Genomic DNA, 20204 nt, shown 5'->3' with positions numbered 1-20204 from the left:
CTCAGAACAATTCGTCGAGCAGGCGGTAGTACTCCAGGCGGCGGTGATCCGGTTCGGTGAGGCCGTACGCGGTGAAGAAGGCGGTCACCTCGTCCTCGCCGAAGTCGTCGCGCAGATCGCGCACGGCAAGCGCGAGGTCGCGGTATCGGTCGGCGACACCGAGCGCGCCCACGTCGAGCAGGATCGCGCCTTCCAGCACATTAGGCGGCGTGAAGTCGCCGTGCGCCACGACCAGGTCCTCGTCGTCGGGACGCTCAGCGAGCAGTTGCGCCAGTACGTTTCCCGGGCCGAGGTCTCGGTTTTCTTCCTCGAAGTCGTCGAGGTCGACCAAGCCCTCGATCACCTGACGCCGCGCCTGGGGCAGCACGACGTCGAGCCGGCCGTCGAAGGGACACTCGGCGACCGGAATGCGGTGCAGTTTGCGCAGTAGCTCACCCATGACCGTGCCTACCGACGCCGCACCGGAACCCGCGGCCAGGCTCGAAGCGCCTGCATCGGCGAGCACCAGCACATCACCGTCGAACGCGACCATCTCCGGAAGCCGAATTCCCCTGTCGCGCAGCCAGTTCAACCGCTCATGCTCGGCGACAGCCTTCGGCCCCCGCTTGACCCAATAGGTTTCGTTGACGAACGCGACACCGCCGCTTCGTCCCTCGTGCTCGGCCGACCAGGTCGGCGCGGCACCGAGCAGCGCGGCAACCTTCGGCGGCAACGGAATCGGCAGCGCGGGCAGCCTTTCCAAGGCGACCCGAGTGGATTCGATCAATTCGGAATCACCCTCGGCCGCACGCAAGTCGAGCGCCTCGCGCAGCAACGTATGGGCTTCTGTCAGCTGATCCTGTTCGGCCAGCGCCTTTCCGAGGTGTTGCACGGCGAACGACAGCACGTCCGGCGCGGCCACGCGCGCGTGCTCGACGGCCCGGCGGTACAGCGTCTCGGCGGTGGCGGCGTCGCCCTGATAGCGATAGACGTCACCGAGGTTGATCCACACCGTGATCCGGCGCTCCTCGGTATCCACGAGTTCCAGCGCCCGATCCAGCAGATCGAGTGCCTGGTCGTAGCGCCCGAGCAGCATCGCCTCGATCCCGGTCTGCCGGAATCCGGCGAAGTCGACCGGCTCGGCCTTGGCCAGCCGCGCCGCCAATCGTTGCGGATCGACCGGAATCATCCGCTCGCGATCGTCGAACCGATACAGCGGCCCGTCCCGGTCCACCGCCTGCCCGGGCACACTCACCACCGCCCGCGCGGCACGTCGAACTCCGAGCAGAGCGCCCGCCAGACATCGCGCGGATCAACTCCCGCCTCGATGGCAGCGGAGCCCGTCCGCCCCAACGACGGGATCACGTGATCGGCCAGCAAGGCATCGCCGCGGGCCGACCCGAATTCGGTATGCAACAGCTCCTGGAACTCCGTCAATCGCACCGTGCCCAAGATACCCGCGCCGATCCGCAACCCCCACCTGCCCCGTTACTCGCCGACGGTGGCGGCGCGGAGCAGCTCCTGGATGACTTCCCAGCTGTTCCACTGGATCGGAGTTCCGCGACTGGCGTAGTGGCCGTTGGCGTTCTCGAGCCGACTCAGCAATGCGGCGAGGTAGTCCGGGATCGAATGGTTGTCCCAGTTGGCCGGTGGGCCATCCGACCAGTCGTCGAGCAGGGCGCGGACGGTGGTGGCCAGCCGCTCTTCTTGACGGATGGCCGGAGCCGATGGACATCCGGGGACACCGCAATCCTCGTCCGGATCTCCATCGCTGAACGCGTCGTGCTCGAATTCATAGTGGAAGCAGACGTAGTGCATCTGCTCGAATACGTCGTAGTGACTTCGGTTTACGCGAACGGGTCGCTTGCAACGACGACACTCGAAGTCGGCCATGCTAACTCGCGCGGACGGTGTCGAGGACCTGGTGGCACAGCCGGATCGGGTCGGCGACGTCCGCGGCCGTCGACGCTGCTGCTTTCGCGGCGGCGGCAAAGCGTGGCGTCGACAGGATTTCCAGGACGGCGGCGCGGACAGCGGCCCGGGTCAGCGGGCGGACGAGGAGTGAACTCCCCTGGCGGACTGCCCTATTGGCGAGCTCCCATTGGTCGCCGCCGCCAGGGATGGTGACGATAGGAACGGCGGCCGACAGGGATTTGGCGAGCAAGCCGTGGCCGCCGCCACCGACGACTACCGAAGCGTGCGTGAGGAGTTCGTCCTGGCGACCCAAACCCGCTGTCGCCCAAGGTGGCAGATCGGCCGGTGGGGTGTCGAGGGTCGAGATCGCCACGCGCACATCAGCGCCCGCGAGTGCGTCGAGGACCGTCTCCACCATGCCGGTCACGCCGGTGTGGGCGGTGGAGGGGGCGACCATCACCAAGGGGGCGTCACCCGGCGGGGGTGCCAGGATCGAGTCGGTGGGTTCCCAGAAGAGCGGGCCGATGAGGTGCGCGTTCTCGGGCCAGTCGGGTCGGGGGACCTCCAGGGCAGGGAGGGTGGCGATCAAGCGGGCGGCGGGGCCAGGGTCGGTCGCGGGCAGGCCGACACCCTCGCGGGCATGTTCACGCTGACGCAGACCGTTGCGGATGTCGCGGGCGGTCATGGTGCGCAACACATTGTCCCGCATCCGCCCGCGCAACCCTTCGCCCGGGGCGAGACCACTTCCGATGGGCGGCAAGGCCTTCGACGGTAGATACAGCGGGTGCGGGGACAGCTCGACCCACGGGACACCGAGGCGTTCCGCGGCCAAACCACCACCGGCGGTGAGCACATCGGAGACGACCAGTTCCGGCAGCATGGCGCCGAGGTCGGGCAGGATCTCGGTGGAGATGTGCGCGGCGCGCTCGTGGATGCGCTGGCCCGCGTCGGTGTCGTCGTCGGCCGGGCGCGGGGCCAGGCCCTTCAGGCGACGGACGCCGATGCCGGCATCGCGGGCGGCATCGAACCAGCGCGGGGCCGTGAACAGCACCGGCTCGTCACCGGCGGCCAGGAAACGCAAGCACAACGCGATGGCGGGAAACGCATGCCCGGGATCGGGTCCCGCGACTACGGCTACTCGCATCCGCATAGCGTGCCACACCGGCTTCCGGCCTGGTGGCATCCGTGTCCCCCGTCTTCACCTGCTCGACAGCAGAACTTCACGTGACCTCCGCCGCGGGCGGCAGTATGGTCTAGACCAATTGGTGTCGGAGAGTGGAGCAATCGTGCTGGTGTCCACGGTGGACGAATTGATGGCGTTGCTGGCGAACGGCGAGGACGTGTGGGATATGCCGGACCGCAGCGGCGATCCGGTCGACATCCTCGACCACGATCGGCAGTGCGCGGAATTGCTGCGCCAGCGGTTTCCGCAGGATGCGGAGCTGCAGGTCGCCGGGCTGGTGCATGACATCGGTCATCAGTTGGTCCCCGGTGACGACGCGGGTCACGGCAGGCATGGCGCGAACGCCGTCCGCGAGCTGCTCGGCGCTCGCGTTGCGCGCTTGGTCGAGCTGCACGTGGTCGCGAAACGCTATCTGGCAGCCACGGATTCGGCGCACACCGAGGGCCTGTCCCTCTCCAGCCTGCGCACCTTGATCGCTCAGGGTGGCCCGATGAACGCCGCCGAGATCGCCGAGTTCGAGGCCGACCCGGACTTCGACGCCGCCCTCGCCCTGCGCCGCGCCGATGACGCGGGCAAGGTCGTCGGCCTCACCGTCGCTCCCCTCGACTCCTGGCTCCCCGTCATCAGGCGCGTCGCCACACAACAGCCGCTCGATCAAGATCATGGGGAACCGGCGTCGGAGTAACGCGAAGCCACCGGCACCAGTTCCCACTCACCTTCAGCGGTCGTCAGTGACCCGACAGTTCGGCTGGGCGCCAACGTATCTCGATGAGCAACTCAGCTGAAGTAATACAGCTCGAAGCCGACGGCATGCTCGGCCGGGAAGCCTTCGATCGGGCCGGTTGCCCTCTCGACGATGGCGCGCACCTGCTCTTCCACCGGTTCCGGGCTGATCACCTCCAGATAACGCCGATGCTCGGCCAACGATGCCCTGGCCTGATCGATGTTCGCGGAAACGTCGACGGCGTGAGTTACCGTGGGGCCCATCACCGCTCCCCACCGCGGCGACCACGGCGCCTCGGTGAGCTCAGCGAAGATCCACTCGTTGCCCGCGTCGGAGATAGCGTCCAGGGCCGCGCGGCCGACGGCGCGGTGATCGGCGCTGTTGGCGTAGCCGGGGGCCCAGGTGTCGCCGAAGTTGAAGAGCACCACCAGTTCTGGTTGATGGCGACGGATCGCGGCAGCCAGATCGCGGCGCAGCTGTAAGGATTCCTCGACGCGGCCATCGGGGTAACCGAGGAACTCCACCTGGTGCACGCCAACGGCTTTGGCGGAGGCGATCTCCTCGGCCTCACGCACCGGCCCGGATTCCGCGGGCGGCAGCCCGGCAATTCCCGCCTCGCCGCTGGTGACCAGGACGTAGCGAATGTCCTTGCCCTGTCCCGTCCAACGGGCCACGGCAGCGGCAGCGCCGTACTCGATGTCGTCGGGATGCGCGACGATCACCAATCCGCGCTGCCAATCCTCCGAAAGCCGCTCTACCAACTGCCTGCCTCTCTGTCCTGCTACTTCACGTGTCAGGTCAGACTAAGGGGCCGTGCGCTTTCCCCTCATCGGGGAGCGCACGGCCCCTGGTCGGACGGGTTCGCGACTTCGCTCGCGCCTCCCGGTGGCATCCCGGCCACACCTGGATCCGTCCGACTACCGCCCACCCGGCTCCGCAGCGCTACCCGGCGCGCGGAAGCTCCGCAGGCGGAAACTACAGCTTGCTGACCGAGGAGTCCGAGCCCGACACCGCCTTGTACAGCAGGTACAGCCCGAACACGATGGCGCTGATCACCAGGATCGGGAACAGGCCCTTGATCAGCGCACCGATGATGGCCAGCGCGATCCAGACAACCGCGACGACGCCGATAATCTTCCACAACATGTGCCAGCCTCCGAGAGTCTCTGCGAACCGCTCTCCCACGATCCGACATGTTCCACTCTGACAGCTGAGCGACAATAAATCACCAGGTCAGCAACGATATCCGGGTGAAGATCAGGGTGAACCCTGACTGCCTACCCGTCCTGAGTAGTACCCGGCGACTCAGTCACCGCACCTTCGGCGGCCAGTTCGGCGCCGACCTTCGTCGCGGTCCGAATGAACGCCGCCACCAGCGGCCGCGTGTCGCCCGCGCGGCAGGCGACGGCCAGCACCGCGGGCGCGACATCGAGCAATGGCCGGGTGATGACGCCGGACCAGGGGAAGAAGCGGGCGACGGAGGCGACCGAAACGGCGACCGCCTGGCCGCTGCCCACCGCGGCCAGCAGGTCTTCGAGCGTCGCCACCTCGGCGCCGATAATCGCTGGGCCGTCGCGGTATTCGGCGAGTGTCATGAACTCGCGCGCCGCGAGATCGCGGTTGTCGGTCCACCATGCGAACGGCTGGACGGCCAGGTCCTCGGGGCGGACCGTGGTGTCCGCGGCGAACGGGTGATCGGCGGGGAGCAGGGCGATCCGCTCCTCCGACAGCAGCGGCGTCACGTCCACCCCGTCCGGGGCGGGCAGCCAGATCAGCCCGACATCCGAGGCGCCCGCCAGCACGCCCGCGCTCGAATCGTCGAATTCGACCTTGCCGACGGTCACCGCGACATGCGGATACTCGGCCGAGAAGGCGCGCAACACACGGGGCGTGATGTCCAGGCCGGTGACGCCGCGGATACCGACAATCAACTCGGTCCGCTCACCGGACTCGGTGTCGCGGGTGTCCGCGATCGCCGCGCCGACGGTGTCCAGGATGTCGGGCACCCTGGCCAGCAGGGTCCGGCCGGCGTCGGTGAGCGTGACCTGGCGGCTGTTGCGTTGGAAAAGGGTGGCGCCGATGCGGGTTTCGAGCTGCTTGATCTGATTGCTCAGCGCCTGCTGGGTCAGGTGCAGCCGCGCCGCCGCCCGGGTGAAATTCAGCTCGGTGGCCAGTGCGTGGAAAGCACGCAGGTGCCGCAGTTCCACATCCACAACTCCGGATTGTAGAACCGACAGCCGATCGGTGTTTCCCTTCTCTGCTCGCCGGATCGAGCATGGTGCAGAGCGAGTCATCGAATCGAGGAGCTTCACTTGCCGGAACAGCGTCACGAACTCGGGCCGCATCAACCGATCGCCGAATGGGCGTTCGGGTGCCTGGTGATCTGGCATCAACGCGCCGAAACCACGGGCGGGGTGCTGTCGCTGGCCGAGGTCGTGCTGCCGAAGGGTGACGAGCCGCCGGTCCATCTGCATTCGCGGGAGGACGAACTGTGCTACGTCCTCGATGGTGAGCTCACCGTGCACCGCGGACTGGCCCGTATCCACGCCGGACCCGGCACCTCGGTGTGGCTGCCGCGCGGTATTCCGCACGGGTTCGCGGTGCATACCGCGACGGCTCGGGTGTTGCACCACTACACCCCGGCTGGTGTGGAGCGGGCGCATCGGACGTTCGGCACCGCGGCCACCGAACTCGTGCTGCCGCCTGCCGGTACCCGGCGGCCCTCGGACGCGGAGGTCGAAGCCGAATTCGCGCATTACGGGGTCACGCTCGTCGGCCCCGCACCTTCGAAACAGCGGGAGGAGCGAAAATGACTGTGCCGCAAGGCATTGTCTACTCGACACGCGCGCCCGACCCCGGGTACGCGCAGGTGCGCATCCTCGGGCCGGTGTCGGTCACCGACGGGGCGGGGACGATCGGGGTCGACCGTCCGTTGGAGCGGGCAGTACTTGTTCGGCTCGCGCTCGCGGACGGGGTGCCCGTCCCCGACCGTCGACTTGCCGCCGATCTGTGGGGTGACGGTGAATTGTCCCGTCCCGTCGAACGATTGCGCGTTGTCGTGTCGCGGTTACGAACAGCACTGGGCGCGCACGGCGGGACCGTCCTGCGCACTCCGGCGGGCTACCGGACCACGATGGTGGTCGGCGACCTGCTCGCCGCCGAATCCATCGCGGATCGGCTGCAGGCCGCGCAGCGAGCCGGTCGATACGCCGAGGTCGGCGCGGCCGCCGACCAAGCGCGGCGGCTCTGGCGTGGGCCCGCGTTGGCCGACCTGCTGTGGGCGCCGTACGCGGCGGTGGAAGCCGCGCGGCTGGACGCATGGCGGCTGGAACTGACCGTCACCGGATTGGAGGCGGCGCTGCGACTCGGCTCCGGCCTCGAATGTCTCAGGGAGATGGGCATTTTGGCGGGCGAACACCCATTGCACGAGCCGCTCGCCCGACTGCACGCACTGGCCCTCTACCGGGCGGGCAGACAGGTCGACGCACTCGACCGCCTGCGCGTTGTGCGGCTGACCCTCGCCGAGCAATTCGGCGCCGCCCTCGCCCCGGAGACCGTCGACCTCGAGGTCCGCATCCTCCGCCACGACCCCACCCTGCACCCCGCTCGACCTACCGTAAACTCAAGCAGCCCAGCATATTCGACCGTTCAACGGATCACGCGGTACCGCGATGTAGCAACACTCGCGCATCGCTTCCGTCGCCCGGAGCCAGGATTCTGATCCACGCCGAACACCAACAGCGCCACTGATGTCGTTGCTACCCAATCCAATTGACCGATACGCGCGACCAGCGGAATTCGTCAGGCCTCGCTCGACCGGCGCCTCAGCACACCGACGGCCGACACCAGCAGCACCGGCACCGTTGCTGCCCCGAAGGATTGGCCGATGCCGTGCGGCCGGTGGCAGATTTCTGGGTGAGGATCAGGTTGGCCTGATCCTCACCCAGTGGTATCAGTCGATGGACTGAGTCACTTGCGGCGCGGGGTGCGGCGGTCGTTGTCTACGCCCTCGGTCTCGATCCGCTCCTTGCGGACCGTGTCGGACACGGTCTGCTCGTCTTGGACCTCGTCGACAGTGAGGCGGACGCGCTCGACCGGCACGGTTTCCTTCTGCACGGTGACGCGCTCCTCATGCAGCGTGACTTCGGCTTCCTGCTCACCGATGTCAGCGCGACCTACCCGCGAGCGGTCGGTGATCGGCTCGCGCTCGATCCGGACCTCTTCGTGGGTGGTCGGCACGGTGACGGTCTGCTCCTCGGTCACCACGTACTTGTGCAGGCGCGCGTGGCCGACTTCCGCGTTCTGCTTGTTGACCGCCAGGCGCTCCTCGGAGCGCACCATGCCCTGGTCGTCGGGGCGGCGACCGCCGCGCATCTGCTGCTTGCCGCCCATTTCCATGCCGGCCCGGTTCGGGTCGATGTGGTAGTGGTCGAACAGTTCGCGCTCGGCTTCGGGGCTGATCAGACCGTCGTGCTCGAGCTGCGGCGCGGTCTTGACCTCCTCCTTCTCGACGCGCACCTGCAGTGCCTCCGGGTCGTGGCGCAGCTGCGCGCCGGCCAGCGGGACCAGCGAGTCACCGCTGAACATACCGGTGGTCACCGACACCCAGGTCGGTGCGCCTGAGGTGTTGTCGACGTAGATCCGCTTGACCTTGCCGATCTTGTCGCCTTCCGGGGAGTACACAGCGCTTCCGATGAGTTCTTCCAGCATTCCGGTCATGATTCGATTCCTCCGCGTTGCGTTCGATGAGAGTGCTTCAGGCACTTGCCTTGTGCTCGGACTGGTCGAGATCCTCGGCGATTCGCTGCGATTGCCGCGAGCGTCGGACCGGATCATCGACGTTGCCCCAGGCCAGGTATCTGCTGATATCCAGCCGTTGCGTGTCCTGGTCGATCGCGGATTTTCGGTAGGCAATATCAAGCATCTGACTGCTCCTGCCCTTGTAGTGAATGTTCCCGATCCCTGGGATGGAATCCGGCCGATCAGCTACATGGAGGCAACTACCCGGCGCGCTCTGCACCAAACGCCCGGTCGGCGAAATCGCCCCTGGACCGGGCGACGTGTCGCGGACGAGCAGTACGGCACGGGCAAAGTTGGTGTTCCGGTCGGCCCCGTCGCCTATTACGCTTCGCGAAAGGCTTGGGGTTTTACGCTCTCCCGGCCACGCCGTCGGTCAGTGTACGGTTGTACTCTGATCTTGCGCGCAGCTTTCCGGATAGCCGCAGTCAGGAAGGGATGGTCGGCTTATGTACACACCACGTTCGGCACACACTCATTCACTGAATCCCACGTGACGGTCGGTGCCTGATGGAAAACGAACTCGCACAGGAACTCGCCGCGGCGGCCCGTCGCCATGGTGGAGCGATCGCCGGAATCGTCGGCGGCGCCGCCCGCAAAGCCTCCTGGGAGGTGCTCGACCTGATGGCCGAGGGCCGCGAACTGGTCAATGCCGCCCTGCGCGCCCGAGCCGAAGAACTACGCCGCAAGGACACCCTGCGCTGACCCGGTAGCGCTCGGCTCGCGGGCGTTGCGCCCTTGTCGACTGTTCGACGGATACACCGGTGTCCGTCGAACAACAACGATGAAGCCATGAGCGAGGCCTCGCCGACACCCGAGTACTCGGTACCGTGGTGTCCCCATCCGTGCACCCCGCTGCACAACACCGCCCCCGGCCAGCACCCGGACCCGCCCGACGCAACATCGCAAAAGTCCGTGCCACGGTACCTGGTGCAGCAGTACCCAGGCCCGCCCTACGCAGCACCGCAACGCACGACTGAGCGATACGCCGAAACCGCCACTGCCACAGCAATTCTCGTGCTGCTGGCAGTCTTCCTCGTACTCCCCCTCCGCTATCTGCTGCGAGCATGGGTGAGGTCGAGCCCACGTCGGCGCGGGCATCGAAGGTAACGGCGCGACTGCTCCTGCCTCGTTACCTCGCAGACCGGACTATCCGGCTGAACTGCGGTTCCCACCAATTCGGAGAACTCAATGCACATCCCGATCACGCTCATGCCTGGTGAGACCCTGCGATTGTCTACTCAGTTCAGCCCGTACCTGATCCTCAACCATCTGAAGATCGCCGTGATAGTGACCGATCGCCGGGTGGTCGTGCGCAAGCCCAACACCATCTTCGCGGTGATTCCCCGCGGCTATCTGGAGCAGGCGACGCCGCTTGCACAGGTGAGCGAGATCGCCGTCGGCGAGGCCGTGTCGACACCGCGCCTCACATTCGGGACGGGATCATCGCTGGCCGGGTTCCTTTCGCTGTTCGGCGTACTGGCCGGGCCGGGCGCGGTCGGCAGAGTCTTAGGCCTGGTGCTGCTCAGCGCGTCGGTATATCTGTTCTTGACCGCGATGCGGATGGGCCTGTGGGTCCGTAATCACGGCGGTGGTGTACTGCAGGCGCATGCCGGACACAATGAACGCCGCCTGGTCGAGGAGACGCGAAACTGCCTGGATGCCCTGCTCTTCGGCGAATCCACAGCCGGAAGCGTTTCGGCAACAACGGTTTCCGATGTTCCAGTGCCAGCCGTCACATCCAACCCGCAGCGCACCATCGTGCCGGCCCCTGTGCCCAGCCACACCGGTCATGCGGTGGGAAACTCCGGGTCTGACGCCCGTCCGGACGCGGTGCGCGCCGCGGATCCGCAAACCTCGCCGATGGCGTTGTATGAAATCGCCCAGCGCTGGCCGAAATTGCGCGCTCAGGTTGCCGTGAACCCCGCCGCCTACCCGGACCTGCTGGCCTGGCTCGGTGAACTCGGCGATCCCGAGGTGGACAAGGCGTTGGCCAGTCGGAAGTAACGCGGCGCGACGCTCAGTGCTGGCCCGGCTGCGCCAGCGGGACCTGCTGGTCGGCGACCTCGGTGAGGGCCTGGGCCCAGCCGTCCAGACGGTCGGCGGCGTGGCGGAGATCGGCGACGATCGTGTCGAAATTGTGGCGGAGGACGGCGCTTTCGGGGACGGCGAGGATGCGGCCTGCGGCCGCGACGACCTGTTCGTATTCGACTACGCCGGTATCGAGGCGGTTGAGGGCGAACTGGAGATTGTCGGTGAGGCCCACTGCCGCAGGGGATTTGGTGCGGCCCATGGCGCCGAGGGCCTGTTCCATGGCGGTGACGTCGGCAGCGAGGGCGTGCAGGGCGGCGGAGCCGGAGTCAGCGGTCTCGAGCATGTCGGTGAGTTCGTCGTCGGGCAGGCGGTTGCCGCGAGCGATCTGGGCACCGAGGCCGTGCAGGGCTCGTTCGGCGCGGATCAGCCGGGCGATGGGGCCGCGGGCACGAGACCACAAGGGTGGTTGTTTGCGCGGGATGAAGGTGGCCTGTGGCAGCGGGGTGTTGCGCAGCCGCAGGTAGCGGCGGGCGCTGAGCGCGGTGCCGGTGACGAGTGCGACCGCGCCGCCACCGATCACGACGACGATCCACGCGGGCGCCGTCAGGACAACGAGTCCGACGGCTCCCGCGGTGGTGATGCCGGAGGCGGTGCCGAGCTGGAAGCTGCGGCGGCGAGCTCGGCGCCGACGGCGCAGTTCCCGCTCGCGCGGATCGGCCCAGCGGCGCACGGTGACCAGTGCGTGCTCGCCGACCTCGCGCAGACTGTCGGGCAGGCTTCCCGGTTGCGGAGCCAGCGCGGCCTGCGCTCGCACGATCGCCGCATCGCGCCTGCGGCCCGGAAGCGCCTTATCCCGAGTCATGCCATCTCTCCCACTGGTAGCGCGGATCGGACCAGCACGGTCCCGACGCGGCCGACGGCCGGCCCGCCGGGTACCCGTGCAGTGCTTGCCAGTGAACCACCCACCACCGACAAAGTCCTCGCCGAGCGGCCAACCGTTACTGCTGTGCGGCCTGGCCCTTGTTCATCTGCGGCTGCGCCGGATTGGCCTGAGCCGGTGCGGGATTGACGGCGGGCTGCGCCGCGCCACCCGCGGGCAGCTGATCGCCGCGCATCGACGCGCGGATCTGCTCGAGCTTGCTGTGCCCGGCCATCTGGATGCTGGCCTGCTGCACCTCCAGCATGCGGCCCTGCACGGTGTTCTGTGCGAGCTCGGCGGAACCCAGCGCGTTGGCGTAGCGGCGCTCGATCTTCTCGCGCACCGCGTCCAGGCTCGGCGTGCTGCCCGGCGCCGACAGCGTCGAATCCATCTGCTGCAGCGACGCGGAAACCTGCTCCTGCATCTTGGCCTGCTCCAGCTGGCTGAGCAGCTTGGTGCGCTCGGCGACCTTCTGCTGCAACAGCATCGCGTTCTGCTCGACGGCTTTCTTGGCCTGGGTGGCCGCCTGCAGCGACTGGTCGTGCAGCACCTTGAGGTCCTCGACCGACTGCTCGGCGGTGACCAGCTGTGCGGCGAACGCCTCGGCGGCGTTGGTGTACTGGATTGCCTTCTCGGTATCGCCGGCGTTCGCCGCCTGGTCGGCCAGCGTGACCGCCTGGCGCGCGTTGGCATTGAGCTTCTCGACCTCGTCGAGCTGCCGGTTCAGCTTCATCTCCAGCTGACGCTGGTTGCCGATGACCGATGCGGCCTGCTGTGAAAGGGCCTGATGCTGGCGCTGAGCTTCCTCGATAGCCTGCTGAATCTGGACCTTCGGATCCGCGTGCTCCTCGATCTTCGAATCGAAGAGGGCCATCAGGTATTTCCAGGCCTTGACGAACGGATTAGCCATCGATTGATCCCGCCTCCATCTGACGTGCCGCGCCCTCGACGCGGCTCCAGTGCGCGACCGTCACGCACTCGATATGTGCCTATCCTCCACCATGCGGCCGTTGGGCCGGGTATACCCGGCCCAACCGACGCCTAGTGAGAATCTATCCGCTTCGGGCGCCGGTCCGCAGCGTTGCCGCGGCAGCCACCTTTTGCTGGGTGTCACATGCCCTTCACCAGGACCAGCATGTCGGCCTTGGGTGCGGGAATGACGATTCGGGTGTCCATAGCCAGCGGCAGCGGCCGTCCGCCCGCGCCGGCCACCGACAGACTGGCACTCGCGGGTGCGAGCGCGGGCTCGGCGGCGGGGGCGTCCGCGGCGGGCGCGGCCTCGGCGGCGGTGGACTGCTCCGCGTCGACCGGCAGCGGCGCGGCCGCGGCATCGGCCGGAGTACGCGTGGGCAGGCCGTCGGCACCGGCCATGATCGTGCTCACATCCCAGAGCACCCGGGACAGCGGCACATCGAGGGCCGCGCAAATGGCGGCCAATAACTCACTGGAGGCTTCTTTGCGGCCCCGCTCGACCTCGGAGAGATAGCCCAGGCTCACGCGCGCCGAGGTGGACACCTCGCGCAGGGTCCGGCTCTGGGCGAGACGAGCACGCCGCAGACTGTCCCCGATGGCCTCTCGCAGCAGCGTCATCTCGTTCTCCTTCGCTCCCTGTCAGGGGACCTGCATGACACTCACGAGTGCCACGCACGCCGTTCTTTCTGGCACAACGTCGGACAAGGGCCGGTTGGTTCCCGCCCGGCGGAAATCACTTGCCTTGCCCGCCCTGCCCGACCGGACTCGGGTCCGGTCGTCGTACACATCGCAGTAACTCGCGCACGGCGATGTGCGTCGCACTGATCCTGATCGTCCACCGGTCCCCGAGGAGTTTCAACCGCATCACCTCGGTGTGCCCCGGACCGGCCAGACCGAGGAAGACGGTGCCTACCGCATGCCCATCCTGCGAATCGGGCCCGGCGACACCGGTCAGCGCTACTCCCCAGTCTGCCCCGCAACGGGTGCGCGCGCCGACCGCGAGCTGTTCGGCAGTGCTGGCGGCGACCGGACCTTCCGTCTTCAGTACTTCGTCGCTGACGCCGCCGAGGCTGTGTTTGAGGTCTGTGGCGTACACCACGAGTCCGCCGCGCAGCACCGCGCTGGCGCCGGGCACACCGGCGATGGTCGCGGATAACAGCCCCGCGGTGAGGGATTCGGCGGTGGCGACGGTCTGCCCCGCCGCGGTCAGCGCGTGCACCAGGTCGGCGGCGGGCACGTCCACCAGCAACGGGTCGGTCGACACCGCGGAGGTCGCCGTCATGCGCCGCGCGTTCGGCCCGGCCCGCCCGCGAACCACACCCGCAGTGCCTGGCCGACATAGTCGAGGCCGGTGAGCACGGTGAGCGCGACGGCCACATACATCAGCACCATGCCCGCCGAAGCCGGCCAGCCGCCCAGTGGCAGCAGCAGGACCGCGATGGCGAGGGACTGCACAAGGGTTTTCAGCTTGCCGCCGCGTCCGGCGGGAATCACGCCGCGGCGCACCACGGCCAGGCGCAGCAACGTCACGCCGATCTCGCGGCCGCAGATGACCAGGGTGATCCACCAGGCCAGATCGCCGAGCACGGACAGCCCGATCACCGCGGAACCGATCAGCGCCTTGTCCGCGATGGGATCGGCGAGCTTGCCGAAGTCGGTGACCAGCCCGTATTTGCGCGCGAGTTGCCCGTCGAATCGATCGGTGATCGCGGCGATGCCGAACAGCGCGGCCGCCACGATCCGCCAGACCGGCTCGTGCCCGCCGTCGACGAACAGCGCGACCACGAACAGCGGGACCAATGCGATGCGCAGCATGGTCAGGATGTTCGCGATATTCATCAGCGGCACCACGGGTTCGGCGTGCGGCGCGACGATGCCGGAGCGGATCGGACTGGCCGCGGACCAGCGTCGCTCGATCTCTTCCGGCTGGGCACTCATAAACACTCCAGGCAATGCACGGCATGACGACGACCGGCGCCTGCCCGGCGCGCGTCATGCCGGACCCACTGCCCGGCATTATGCGGCGAGCGGGACGACTGGATGTGTGGCACACGTTAAGCCTATCGGTAACCCACCCGACTACTCTGCACCCCATGAACTCTCGGGGACCACTAGGTGGTTCGACCAGCGACGCGCATCCCAGCGTGCCACTAGGCGCGCAGGGCTTACCCACCCCGTCGACTGCGTCGACTGCCGTCCCCCTGGGCTCCGCACTGGTCGTCCGACGCGCGCGAACCTCCGACGTGCCCGAGATCAAACGCCTCGTCGATGTCTACGCCGGCCGGATACTGCTGGAAAAGAACCTGGTCACGCTGTATGAAGCGGTGCAGGAATTCTGGGTTGCCGAGCTCGACGGCCGGGTGGTCGGCTGCGGGGCGCTGCATGTGCTGTGGGCCGATCTCGGCGAGGTGCGCACGGTCGCGGTGCATCCGGATGTCAAGGGCGGCGGCGTCGGCAGGATCGTGGTGGAGCGGCTGATCGCGGTGGCCCGCGAGCTGGAGCTGCGGCGGGTGTTCGTGCTGACCTTCGAGGTGGATTTCTTCGCGCGGCACGGGTTCGCGGAGATCGAGGGCACGCCGGTGACCGCCGAGGTGTACGCGGAGATGTGCCGGTCCTATGACACCGGTGTCGCGGAGTTCCTGGACCTGAGCTACGTCAAGCCCAACACCCTCGGTAATACTCGGATGCTGCTTACTCTCTGACATAGGAAGCGATTTCCCCGTGCCGATCTTCGCCGTTCATTACACCTACTCCGAGGCCACGGTCGCGGGCCGGGACACCTATCGCCCCGAGCACCGCGGCTGGCTCGCCGATCAGCTCGCGGCGAGCGCGCTGCTGACCAGCGGGCCGTACCCGGACGGGTCCGGCGCATTGCTGCTGTTCCAGGCCGCGGACGTCGAGGCGTTGAACGCGCTGCTCGCGGTGGATCCGTTCGCGCGGGAGCAGCTGATCGATGACGTTCGCGTCGTCGAATGGCTGCCGGTGCTCGGCGCTTTCGCGTCCTGAAACGTGTCACCCGTTCGCCCGTCCTGATTCCCCCTTTACCGGTTCTTCCTGCGGGGAATCAGGCGGCGAGCCCGGGTAGTTAGTCGAAGTCAGCTAACTTACGGCGACACACCGTGCGCGATACGGACATACCCCCTACCCCACACGGCAGACTCGCGGCCATGCGCACATACGTAGCGGTTTTCGCGTCGACGGCTGCCACCGCTGGCCTGTTGTACGCGTACCTGGGCGTACCGGACAAATCGGACCCAGCAACTTCCTCTTCGGCCCGCCCGCTGACCCAGCCCGGCATGGCCGACCCGGTGCTGTACCGGAACGCCGACGGCTATTACTTCCAGACGGCGGACCGGCAGCTCACCTGCGGCATCCTCGACCAGCCGACCGGCCAGCCCCGCCGCACCGCGGGTTGTCAGGGCGCGACCGGCCCCGCGCCGCCGAACCTGCAGAAATGCTGGAGCACCGATCCGACGGCCGCCGCGGTCGCGGTCGGCGAGGACGCCGGATATCTCTGCGTGAATCAGGGTTTCTACACCGGGCCCGCGGGTGAGTTCGGCACCGGCGTCGGACCGGTGCTGCCCGCCGGATCTACCCTGCGCGCGCACGGATTCACCTGTCGGGCCGAGACTTTCAGCGTCATCTGCAGCAACGACGAGGACGGGCACGGGTTCGAGATCGCGCCGGACAGCAACCGGGTGTTCTGAACGCGCATCAGTCCTTGCGGGTGCGCAGCAGGCTGGCGACCGTCGCGATGATCAAGATCCCGAGAATCACCCCGAGCGACACCCCGGTGGAGATTTCCGGCACGCTGACATGCTCGCCGCCGTTGATGAACGGCAATGTGTTCTCGTGCAACGCGTGCAGCACCAGCTTCACCCCGATGAACGCGAGGATCGCCGACAGACCGTAGGACAGGTAGACCAGACGATCGAGGAGTCCACCGATCAAGAAGTACAACTGCCGTAAACCCATGAGCGCGAACGCGTTTGCGGTGAATACCAGGTACGGCTCGTTCGTCAGACCGTAGATCGCCGGGATCGAGTCCAGGGCGAACAGCAGGTCGGCGAAGCCGATCGCCAGCAAGGCGAGCAGCAGCGGGGTCACCACGCGACGTCCGTCGACGCGGGTGACCAGCTTGTCGCCGTCGTAGCTGTCGGTGGTCGGCAGTACCCGTTTGGCCAGCGCGACGACTCGACTGTCGCGCTTCTCCTCGTGCTCGGCCTCGTGGCCGCTCTCGGTGATCAGCTTGATCGCGGTGTAGACGAGGAACAGGCCGAACAGATAGAACACCCAGCTGAACGCGCTGATCGCGGCCGCGCCGACGGCGATGAACACCCCGCGCATCACCAGCGCGATCACGATGCCGATGAGCAGCGCCTTCTGCTGGTACATCCGCGGCACCGCGAAGGTGGACATGATGATCAGGAAGATGAACAGGTTGTCCACCGAGAGCGCCTTCTCGGTGACGAAGCCCGCGTAGTACTCCCCCGCGAACGTCGAACCCCACCGCCAGGCGACGAAACCGCCGAAGGCCAGGGCGATTCCGATATAGACGGCGGACCAGAAGCCGGACTCGCGGAAGGTCGGTTCGTGCGGGGTGCGGACGTGGGCGAAGAAGTCGAAGACGAACAAGCCGAGGATCACCACGATGGTGATCACCCACTCGACAGCGGTTACCTGCATGCGGTGCGTCGATCGATAACGAAGGTCATGGCGTTCATCATGCCCGATTTGTCCGTTCTTGTCGGCTAGCGGGTTGGTTGCTGACCATAATTTCACATGCGTTCACTGGGGCGTTCATGCCAGAGTGGCGACCGTGACCGACGACTACCTCCACCTCAACCGGGCCAACTGGGACGAACGCGCACCGGTGCACGCCGCATCGCGCGACTACGCGGTACCCCGCTTCCTGGCCGAACCCGACTTCCTCAGCGAGGTGGTGCGGTTCGATCGGCCGCTGCTCGGCGACATCAGCGGGCTGCGCGGGGTGCACCTGCAATGCCACATCGGCACCGACACGCTCTCGCTGGCCCGGCTCGGTGCCACCATGACCGGGCTGGACTTCTCGCCCGCGTCGCTGGAGCAGGCCCGATCACTCGCCGAAAAGACCAATGCGCGTATCGATTTCGTCGAGTCGGACGTCTACGACGCGGTATCCGCGCTCGGCGGTGCGCAATTCGACCTCGTGTACACCGGAATCGGTGCGCTGTGCTGGCTTCCGAGCGTCGAGCGCTGGGCGCGGACCGTCGCCGGACTGCTACGGCCCGGCGGACGGCTGTTCATCCGGGAAGGCCATCCGGTGCTATGGGCCACCGACGAAACCCACACGGACCGACTGGTTCTCGGTTACCCGTACTTCGAAATGCCGGAGCCGATGGTGTTTTCCGACGGCGGCACCTACGTCGAGACCGACGCCGAAATCGAGCACACGACGACCCACGAATGGAACCACGGGTTCGGTGATCTGGTGACCGCACTGCTGAACGCCGGCCTGTCGATCACCGGGCTGGCCGAGCATCGGAGCGTGCCGTGGGACGCGTTGCCCGGGCAGATGACGCTCGGGGACGGTGGTGAGTGGCATCTCACCGACCATCCGGAACGGTTGCCGCTCAGCTACACCCTGCAGGCGCGCAAGAACTGATCGCCACCTGCGGCGACAGCGAAACTCACGCGGCGACACGCGGAACGACGCGTCCTGACCGAAAGCTCGCTGTCGCAGGACAGAATGCCGTCATGCAAATCCGAGGAGCTCGTATCGCCGTGGTGCCGTGCGCCGTCGCGCTGGCGTTGCTGGCCGGGTGTGGCAACGACGACAAGGGTTCGGCCACACCGACGTCCAGGTCGGCGCTGCCGAGTTCGCCCGCGGCAAGCTCGCCGGCCGCACCGACTCCGACGACCTCCTCGTCCGCTCCCACCGCGACACGGCCGCCGGTGTCCGGTCCGGTCGATCCGGCGCAGTACCGCCAGCAGGTGGGGTACTACTTCCAGTCGCCGAGCGGCGCGTTCCTCTGCGCGATCCTCGATCAGCCGATCGACGACAACGCTCAGGTCGGCTGTCAGGGGCCCACCGCGCCCGCGCCCGCGGAGTTCAAGGACTGCTGGAGCAAGAATCCACAGGCGAGTGCGCTCACCGTGGGCGTGCACTCGGGGGCACGGTGCTTGAACCAGGGCGTGTTCGTCGGCGCGCCGATCGATGGCGGAAGTCGTGGCGGCGGCCGGGTGCTGCCATACGGCGGGGTGCTTACCGTCGGACCGTTCACCTGTGACTCCGCCGAGGCCGGGGTGACCTGCACAAACGACAGCACGGGCACCGGATTCACGATCGCCCGGGAGAACAACCGAACTTTCTGAACCCCGAAATTGAGTTCCCATCCGGAAATTCGGATGTTAACGTCGGTACCACAGAAGCACACCACCAGGAAGGCGAAGACGATGACCGGGACCCAGCAGCGACAGTGGTCGCGCAGTGGTGCCTGGCGGTCGCGCGCCAATGCCGTGCTATCAACGGTCAGCTATCGACGGCTGAACGTCCGGAGCGGCCCCTGACCCGTGTCTTCACAGACCCGAGCAAGGGGTCACTCCGCGGCGAACGCCAAGGGGTGACCCCTTTTTCGTGTATACGGACGTAGCTCAACTGGGAGAGCAGCGACCTCCAAAGCCGCCGGTTGTGGGTTCGAGTCCCGCCGTCCGTGCTCGACAACTCCATAGCGACAATCAAGGCAGCATGCCCGAGCGGCCGAAGGGGCCTGACTGTAAATCAGGTGTATTCACCACCGGAGGTTCGAATCCTCCTGCTGCCACCCGTGTTTCAAATCCGTGTAGCTCAGAGGAAGAGCGGCACCCTCCGAAGGTGCAGGCCGGTGGTTCGACCCCACCCACGGATACGAAACCCGATCCCTCGTAGCCCAATCGGTAGAGGCACCGGACCTAGATTCCGGGAGGTGCGAGTTCGAATCTCGCCGGGGGAACCAGCTCGTGCAAGCGGGCGACGCGTTCGTAGCTCAACGGATAGAGCACCTGGTTACGAGCCAGGGGGTTGGAGGTTCGAATCCTTCCGAGCGCACCACTACTCGCGGGCAGCTTGATGGTTATCGTGACATCCGTGCTGTCGTCGCTCAGCTGAATGGTGAGCTGTGTGACTTCGAAGAGCAGCTGGAGCAGTTGCTCTGGTGCCGCGGAAAGATTGAGTGTCAAGTAGGGCGGCGCATCGAGTAGGGCGATATTTCGCCTGTGGCGTTGGGGCAAGCCCGATGGATCAGTCGCCCAACCGGGTGCGTCTGATCGCGATGCCGACGGAGGTGTTCTTGCCGCGCAGTATTCGGTTGACGTGGAGGGCGAAATGCCCACGCAGGCCATACTTCTCGGCAATCAAGTGCCGAACGCGGTTGGTGCCGTCGATGTCGAGGAGCTGTGCGGTTGCGGCGATTTCCGGCCCCCGGTGGTTGCCGCGCAAATCGCATCGGGTTACGCCGCATCCTATTGACTTTCCACGTGTCGATGTTGGTCTAGACGCGCCGGTCGTTGAACATCGCGGTACACGAAGCCTCGATCTCGTCCTCACATATCGGGACCTGCCCGGCTGCGTCTGGTCTCCAGCGGCCATTGGACCTGGAAGCACATCGCGTTCCTCGCCGTAATCGTCGGAACCATCACGATGGCCGCCGCGCTCCTGGCGCTCG

Annotated in this window: 26 protein-coding genes and 5 tRNA genes; 15 read left to right on the top strand and 16 right to left on the bottom strand. The window is 67.0% G+C overall.

Annotated elements, in window-relative coordinates:
- Position 1 precedes the first annotated feature (1 nt).
- Genes ABZ942_RS03890 through ABZ942_RS03875 form a run of 4 tightly spaced genes read right to left on the bottom strand, consistent with a single transcriptional unit; the run spans position 2 to position 3037 of the window.
- Positions 2–1228, bottom strand: a complete 1227-nt coding sequence (locus ABZ942_RS03890; RefSeq protein WP_357378749.1) for a phosphotransferase — start codon at positions 1226–1228, stop codon at positions 2–4.
- Positions 1229–1230: 2 nt separating this feature from the next.
- A complete protein-coding gene (locus ABZ942_RS03885) occupies positions 1231–1422 on the bottom strand; it encodes a DUF3046 domain-containing protein (protein WP_357378747.1) in 192 nt (63 codons plus the stop codon).
- 45 nt (positions 1423–1467) lie between these two features.
- Entirely contained in the window at positions 1468–1872 is a 405-nt protein-coding gene (locus tag ABZ942_RS03880; RefSeq protein ID WP_357378745.1) for a hypothetical protein, read from the bottom strand.
- A gap of 1 nt (position 1873) precedes the next feature.
- Positions 1874–3037 carry a glycosyl transferase gene (locus ABZ942_RS03875; protein ID WP_357378743.1) on the bottom strand — a complete coding sequence of 388 codons (1164 nt, stop codon included), beginning with the start codon at positions 3035–3037 and terminating at the stop codon, positions 1874–1876.
- A 142-nt stretch (positions 3038–3179) separates the two neighbouring features.
- Here ABZ942_RS03875 and ABZ942_RS03870 point away from each other — a divergent pair, with 142 nt between their 5' ends.
- On the top strand, positions 3180–3761 hold the full coding sequence (locus ABZ942_RS03870) for an HD domain-containing protein (RefSeq protein WP_357378741.1): 582 nt from the start codon (positions 3180–3182) through the stop codon (positions 3759–3761).
- 92 nt (positions 3762–3853) lie between these two features.
- Here ABZ942_RS03870 and ABZ942_RS03865 read toward each other — a convergent pair whose 3' ends face one another.
- The 3 genes from ABZ942_RS03865 to ABZ942_RS03855 form a co-directional block, all read right to left on the bottom strand.
- Positions 3854–4561: a PIG-L family deacetylase gene (locus ABZ942_RS03865; protein ID WP_357378740.1), complete on the bottom strand. Its 708-nt coding sequence runs from the start codon at positions 4559–4561 to the stop codon at positions 3854–3856.
- Between the two features lie 214 nt (positions 4562–4775).
- Positions 4776–4946, bottom strand: coding sequence for a hypothetical protein (locus ABZ942_RS03860; protein ID WP_040737037.1), 171 nt, complete (start codon positions 4944–4946; stop codon positions 4776–4778).
- Positions 4947–5077: 131 nt separating this feature from the next.
- Complete coding sequence (locus ABZ942_RS03855) at positions 5078–6013, bottom strand: LysR family transcriptional regulator (RefSeq protein ID WP_357378737.1); 936 nt, start codon at positions 6011–6013, stop codon at positions 5078–5080.
- A 99-nt stretch (positions 6014–6112) separates the two neighbouring features.
- On the opposite strand from ABZ942_RS03855, the gene ABZ942_RS03850 reads away from it, so the two are divergent.
- Positions 6113–6613, top strand: a complete 501-nt coding sequence (locus ABZ942_RS03850) for a cupin domain-containing protein (protein WP_357378735.1) — start codon at positions 6113–6115, stop codon at positions 6611–6613.
- Positions 6610–7521 (top strand): BTAD domain-containing putative transcriptional regulator, encoded by a 912-nt coding sequence (locus ABZ942_RS03845; RefSeq protein ID WP_357378733.1) that lies wholly within the window; start codon positions 6610–6612, stop codon positions 7519–7521. Before ABZ942_RS03850 ends, ABZ942_RS03845 begins: the two co-directional genes overlap by 4 nt.
- Before the next feature lie 248 nt (positions 7522–7769).
- On the opposite strand, the gene ABZ942_RS03840 is transcribed toward ABZ942_RS03845, so the two are convergent.
- Both ABZ942_RS03840 and ABZ942_RS03835 read right to left on the bottom strand, forming a co-directional pair.
- A complete protein-coding gene (locus ABZ942_RS03840) occupies positions 7770–8519 on the bottom strand; it encodes a PRC and DUF2382 domain-containing protein (protein ID WP_357378731.1) in 750 nt (249 codons plus the stop codon).
- Between the two features lie 37 nt (positions 8520–8556).
- Positions 8557–8724 carry a hypothetical protein gene (locus ABZ942_RS03835; RefSeq protein WP_357378729.1) on the bottom strand — a complete coding sequence of 56 codons (168 nt, stop codon included), beginning with the start codon at positions 8722–8724 and terminating at the stop codon, positions 8557–8559.
- Positions 8725–9107: 383 nt separating this feature from the next.
- Here ABZ942_RS03835 and ABZ942_RS03830 point away from each other — a divergent pair, with 383 nt between their 5' ends.
- Positions 9108–9302 carry a hypothetical protein gene (locus ABZ942_RS03830; protein WP_150405801.1) on the top strand — a complete coding sequence of 65 codons (195 nt, stop codon included), beginning with the start codon at positions 9108–9110 and terminating at the stop codon, positions 9300–9302.
- A gap of 507 nt (positions 9303–9809) precedes the next feature.
- Positions 9810–10604: a hypothetical protein gene (locus ABZ942_RS03825; RefSeq protein ID WP_357378727.1), complete on the top strand. Its 795-nt coding sequence runs from the start codon at positions 9810–9812 to the stop codon at positions 10602–10604.
- Between the two features lie 13 nt (positions 10605–10617).
- On the opposite strand, the gene ABZ942_RS03820 is transcribed toward ABZ942_RS03825, so the two are convergent.
- The 5 genes from ABZ942_RS03820 to pgsA all read right to left on the bottom strand — a co-directional run bounded on the left by ABZ942_RS03820 (position 10618) and on the right by pgsA (position 14460).
- Positions 10618–11493, bottom strand: coding sequence for a hypothetical protein (locus ABZ942_RS03820; protein ID WP_357378725.1), 876 nt, complete (start codon positions 11491–11493; stop codon positions 10618–10620).
- Between the two features lie 136 nt (positions 11494–11629).
- A complete protein-coding gene (locus ABZ942_RS03815; RefSeq protein ID WP_357378723.1) occupies positions 11630–12460 on the bottom strand; it encodes a PspA/IM30 family protein in 831 nt (276 codons plus the stop codon).
- A gap of 200 nt (positions 12461–12660) precedes the next feature.
- A complete protein-coding gene (locus ABZ942_RS03810; RefSeq protein WP_357378721.1) occupies positions 12661–13140 on the bottom strand; it encodes a helix-turn-helix transcriptional regulator in 480 nt (159 codons plus the stop codon).
- Positions 13141–13255: 115 nt separating this feature from the next.
- Complete coding sequence (locus ABZ942_RS03805) at positions 13256–13804, bottom strand: CinA family protein (protein ID WP_357378719.1); 549 nt, start codon at positions 13802–13804, stop codon at positions 13256–13258.
- Positions 13801–14460, bottom strand: a complete 660-nt coding sequence (gene pgsA / locus ABZ942_RS03800; RefSeq protein ID WP_357378718.1) for a CDP-diacylglycerol--glycerol-3-phosphate 3-phosphatidyltransferase — start codon at positions 14458–14460, stop codon at positions 13801–13803. Before pgsA ends, ABZ942_RS03805 begins: the two co-directional genes overlap by 4 nt.
- Before the next feature lie 155 nt (positions 14461–14615).
- On the opposite strand from pgsA, the gene ABZ942_RS03795 reads away from it, so the two are divergent.
- The 3 genes from ABZ942_RS03795 (at position 14616) to ABZ942_RS03785 (ending at position 16229) form a co-directional block, all read left to right on the top strand.
- Entirely contained in the window at positions 14616–15224 is a 609-nt protein-coding gene (locus ABZ942_RS03795) for an amino-acid N-acetyltransferase (protein WP_357378716.1), read from the top strand.
- 19 nt (positions 15225–15243) lie between these two features.
- A complete protein-coding gene (locus tag ABZ942_RS03790; protein WP_357378714.1) occupies positions 15244–15528 on the top strand; it encodes a YciI family protein in 285 nt (94 codons plus the stop codon).
- 161 nt (positions 15529–15689) lie between these two features.
- Positions 15690–16229, top strand: coding sequence for a hypothetical protein (locus ABZ942_RS03785; RefSeq protein WP_357378713.1), 540 nt, complete (start codon positions 15690–15692; stop codon positions 16227–16229).
- Between the two features lie 7 nt (positions 16230–16236).
- On the opposite strand, the gene ABZ942_RS03780 is transcribed toward ABZ942_RS03785, so the two are convergent.
- Positions 16237–17208 carry a TerC family protein gene (locus ABZ942_RS03780; protein WP_357378711.1) on the bottom strand — a complete coding sequence of 324 codons (972 nt, stop codon included), beginning with the start codon at positions 17206–17208 and terminating at the stop codon, positions 16237–16239.
- A 133-nt stretch (positions 17209–17341) separates the two neighbouring features.
- On the opposite strand from ABZ942_RS03780, the gene ABZ942_RS03775 reads away from it, so the two are divergent.
- The 7 genes from ABZ942_RS03775 (at position 17342) to ABZ942_RS03745 (ending at position 19591) form a co-directional block, all read left to right on the top strand.
- A complete protein-coding gene (locus ABZ942_RS03775) occupies positions 17342–18166 on the top strand; it encodes a class I SAM-dependent methyltransferase (RefSeq protein WP_357378709.1) in 825 nt (274 codons plus the stop codon).
- A gap of 92 nt (positions 18167–18258) precedes the next feature.
- The gene (locus ABZ942_RS03770; protein ID WP_357378707.1) at positions 18259–18876 is read left to right on the top strand and encodes a hypothetical protein; all 618 of its coding nucleotides are present in this window, start codon (positions 18259–18261) and stop codon (positions 18874–18876) included.
- Between the two features lie 268 nt (positions 18877–19144).
- Positions 19145–19217, top strand: a tRNA-Trp gene (locus tag ABZ942_RS03765).
- A 26-nt stretch (positions 19218–19243) separates the two neighbouring features.
- Positions 19244–19325: transfer RNA gene (locus ABZ942_RS03760), tRNA-Tyr, on the top strand.
- Between the two features lie 12 nt (positions 19326–19337).
- Positions 19338–19409: transfer RNA gene (locus tag ABZ942_RS03755), tRNA-Arg, on the top strand.
- A gap of 10 nt (positions 19410–19419) precedes the next feature.
- Positions 19420–19496: transfer RNA gene (locus ABZ942_RS03750), tRNA-Leu, on the top strand.
- A gap of 19 nt (positions 19497–19515) precedes the next feature.
- A tRNA-Arg gene (locus ABZ942_RS03745) sits at positions 19516–19591 on the top strand.
- A gap of 189 nt (positions 19592–19780) precedes the next feature.
- Here ABZ942_RS03745 and ABZ942_RS03740 read toward each other — a convergent pair.
- Positions 19781–19978, bottom strand: a complete 198-nt coding sequence (locus tag ABZ942_RS03740) for a hypothetical protein (RefSeq protein WP_357378705.1) — start codon at positions 19976–19978, stop codon at positions 19781–19783.
- Positions 19979–20204: the final 226 nt, after the last annotated feature.

Origin of the sequence: Nocardia sp. NPDC046473 (assembly GCF_040645995.1) — a bacterium.
GTDB lineage: Bacteria > Actinomycetota > Actinomycetes > Mycobacteriales > Mycobacteriaceae > Nocardia.
Note: the sequence above shows the minus strand (reverse complement) of the source record. Positions and strands in the feature narration are given on the sequence as shown.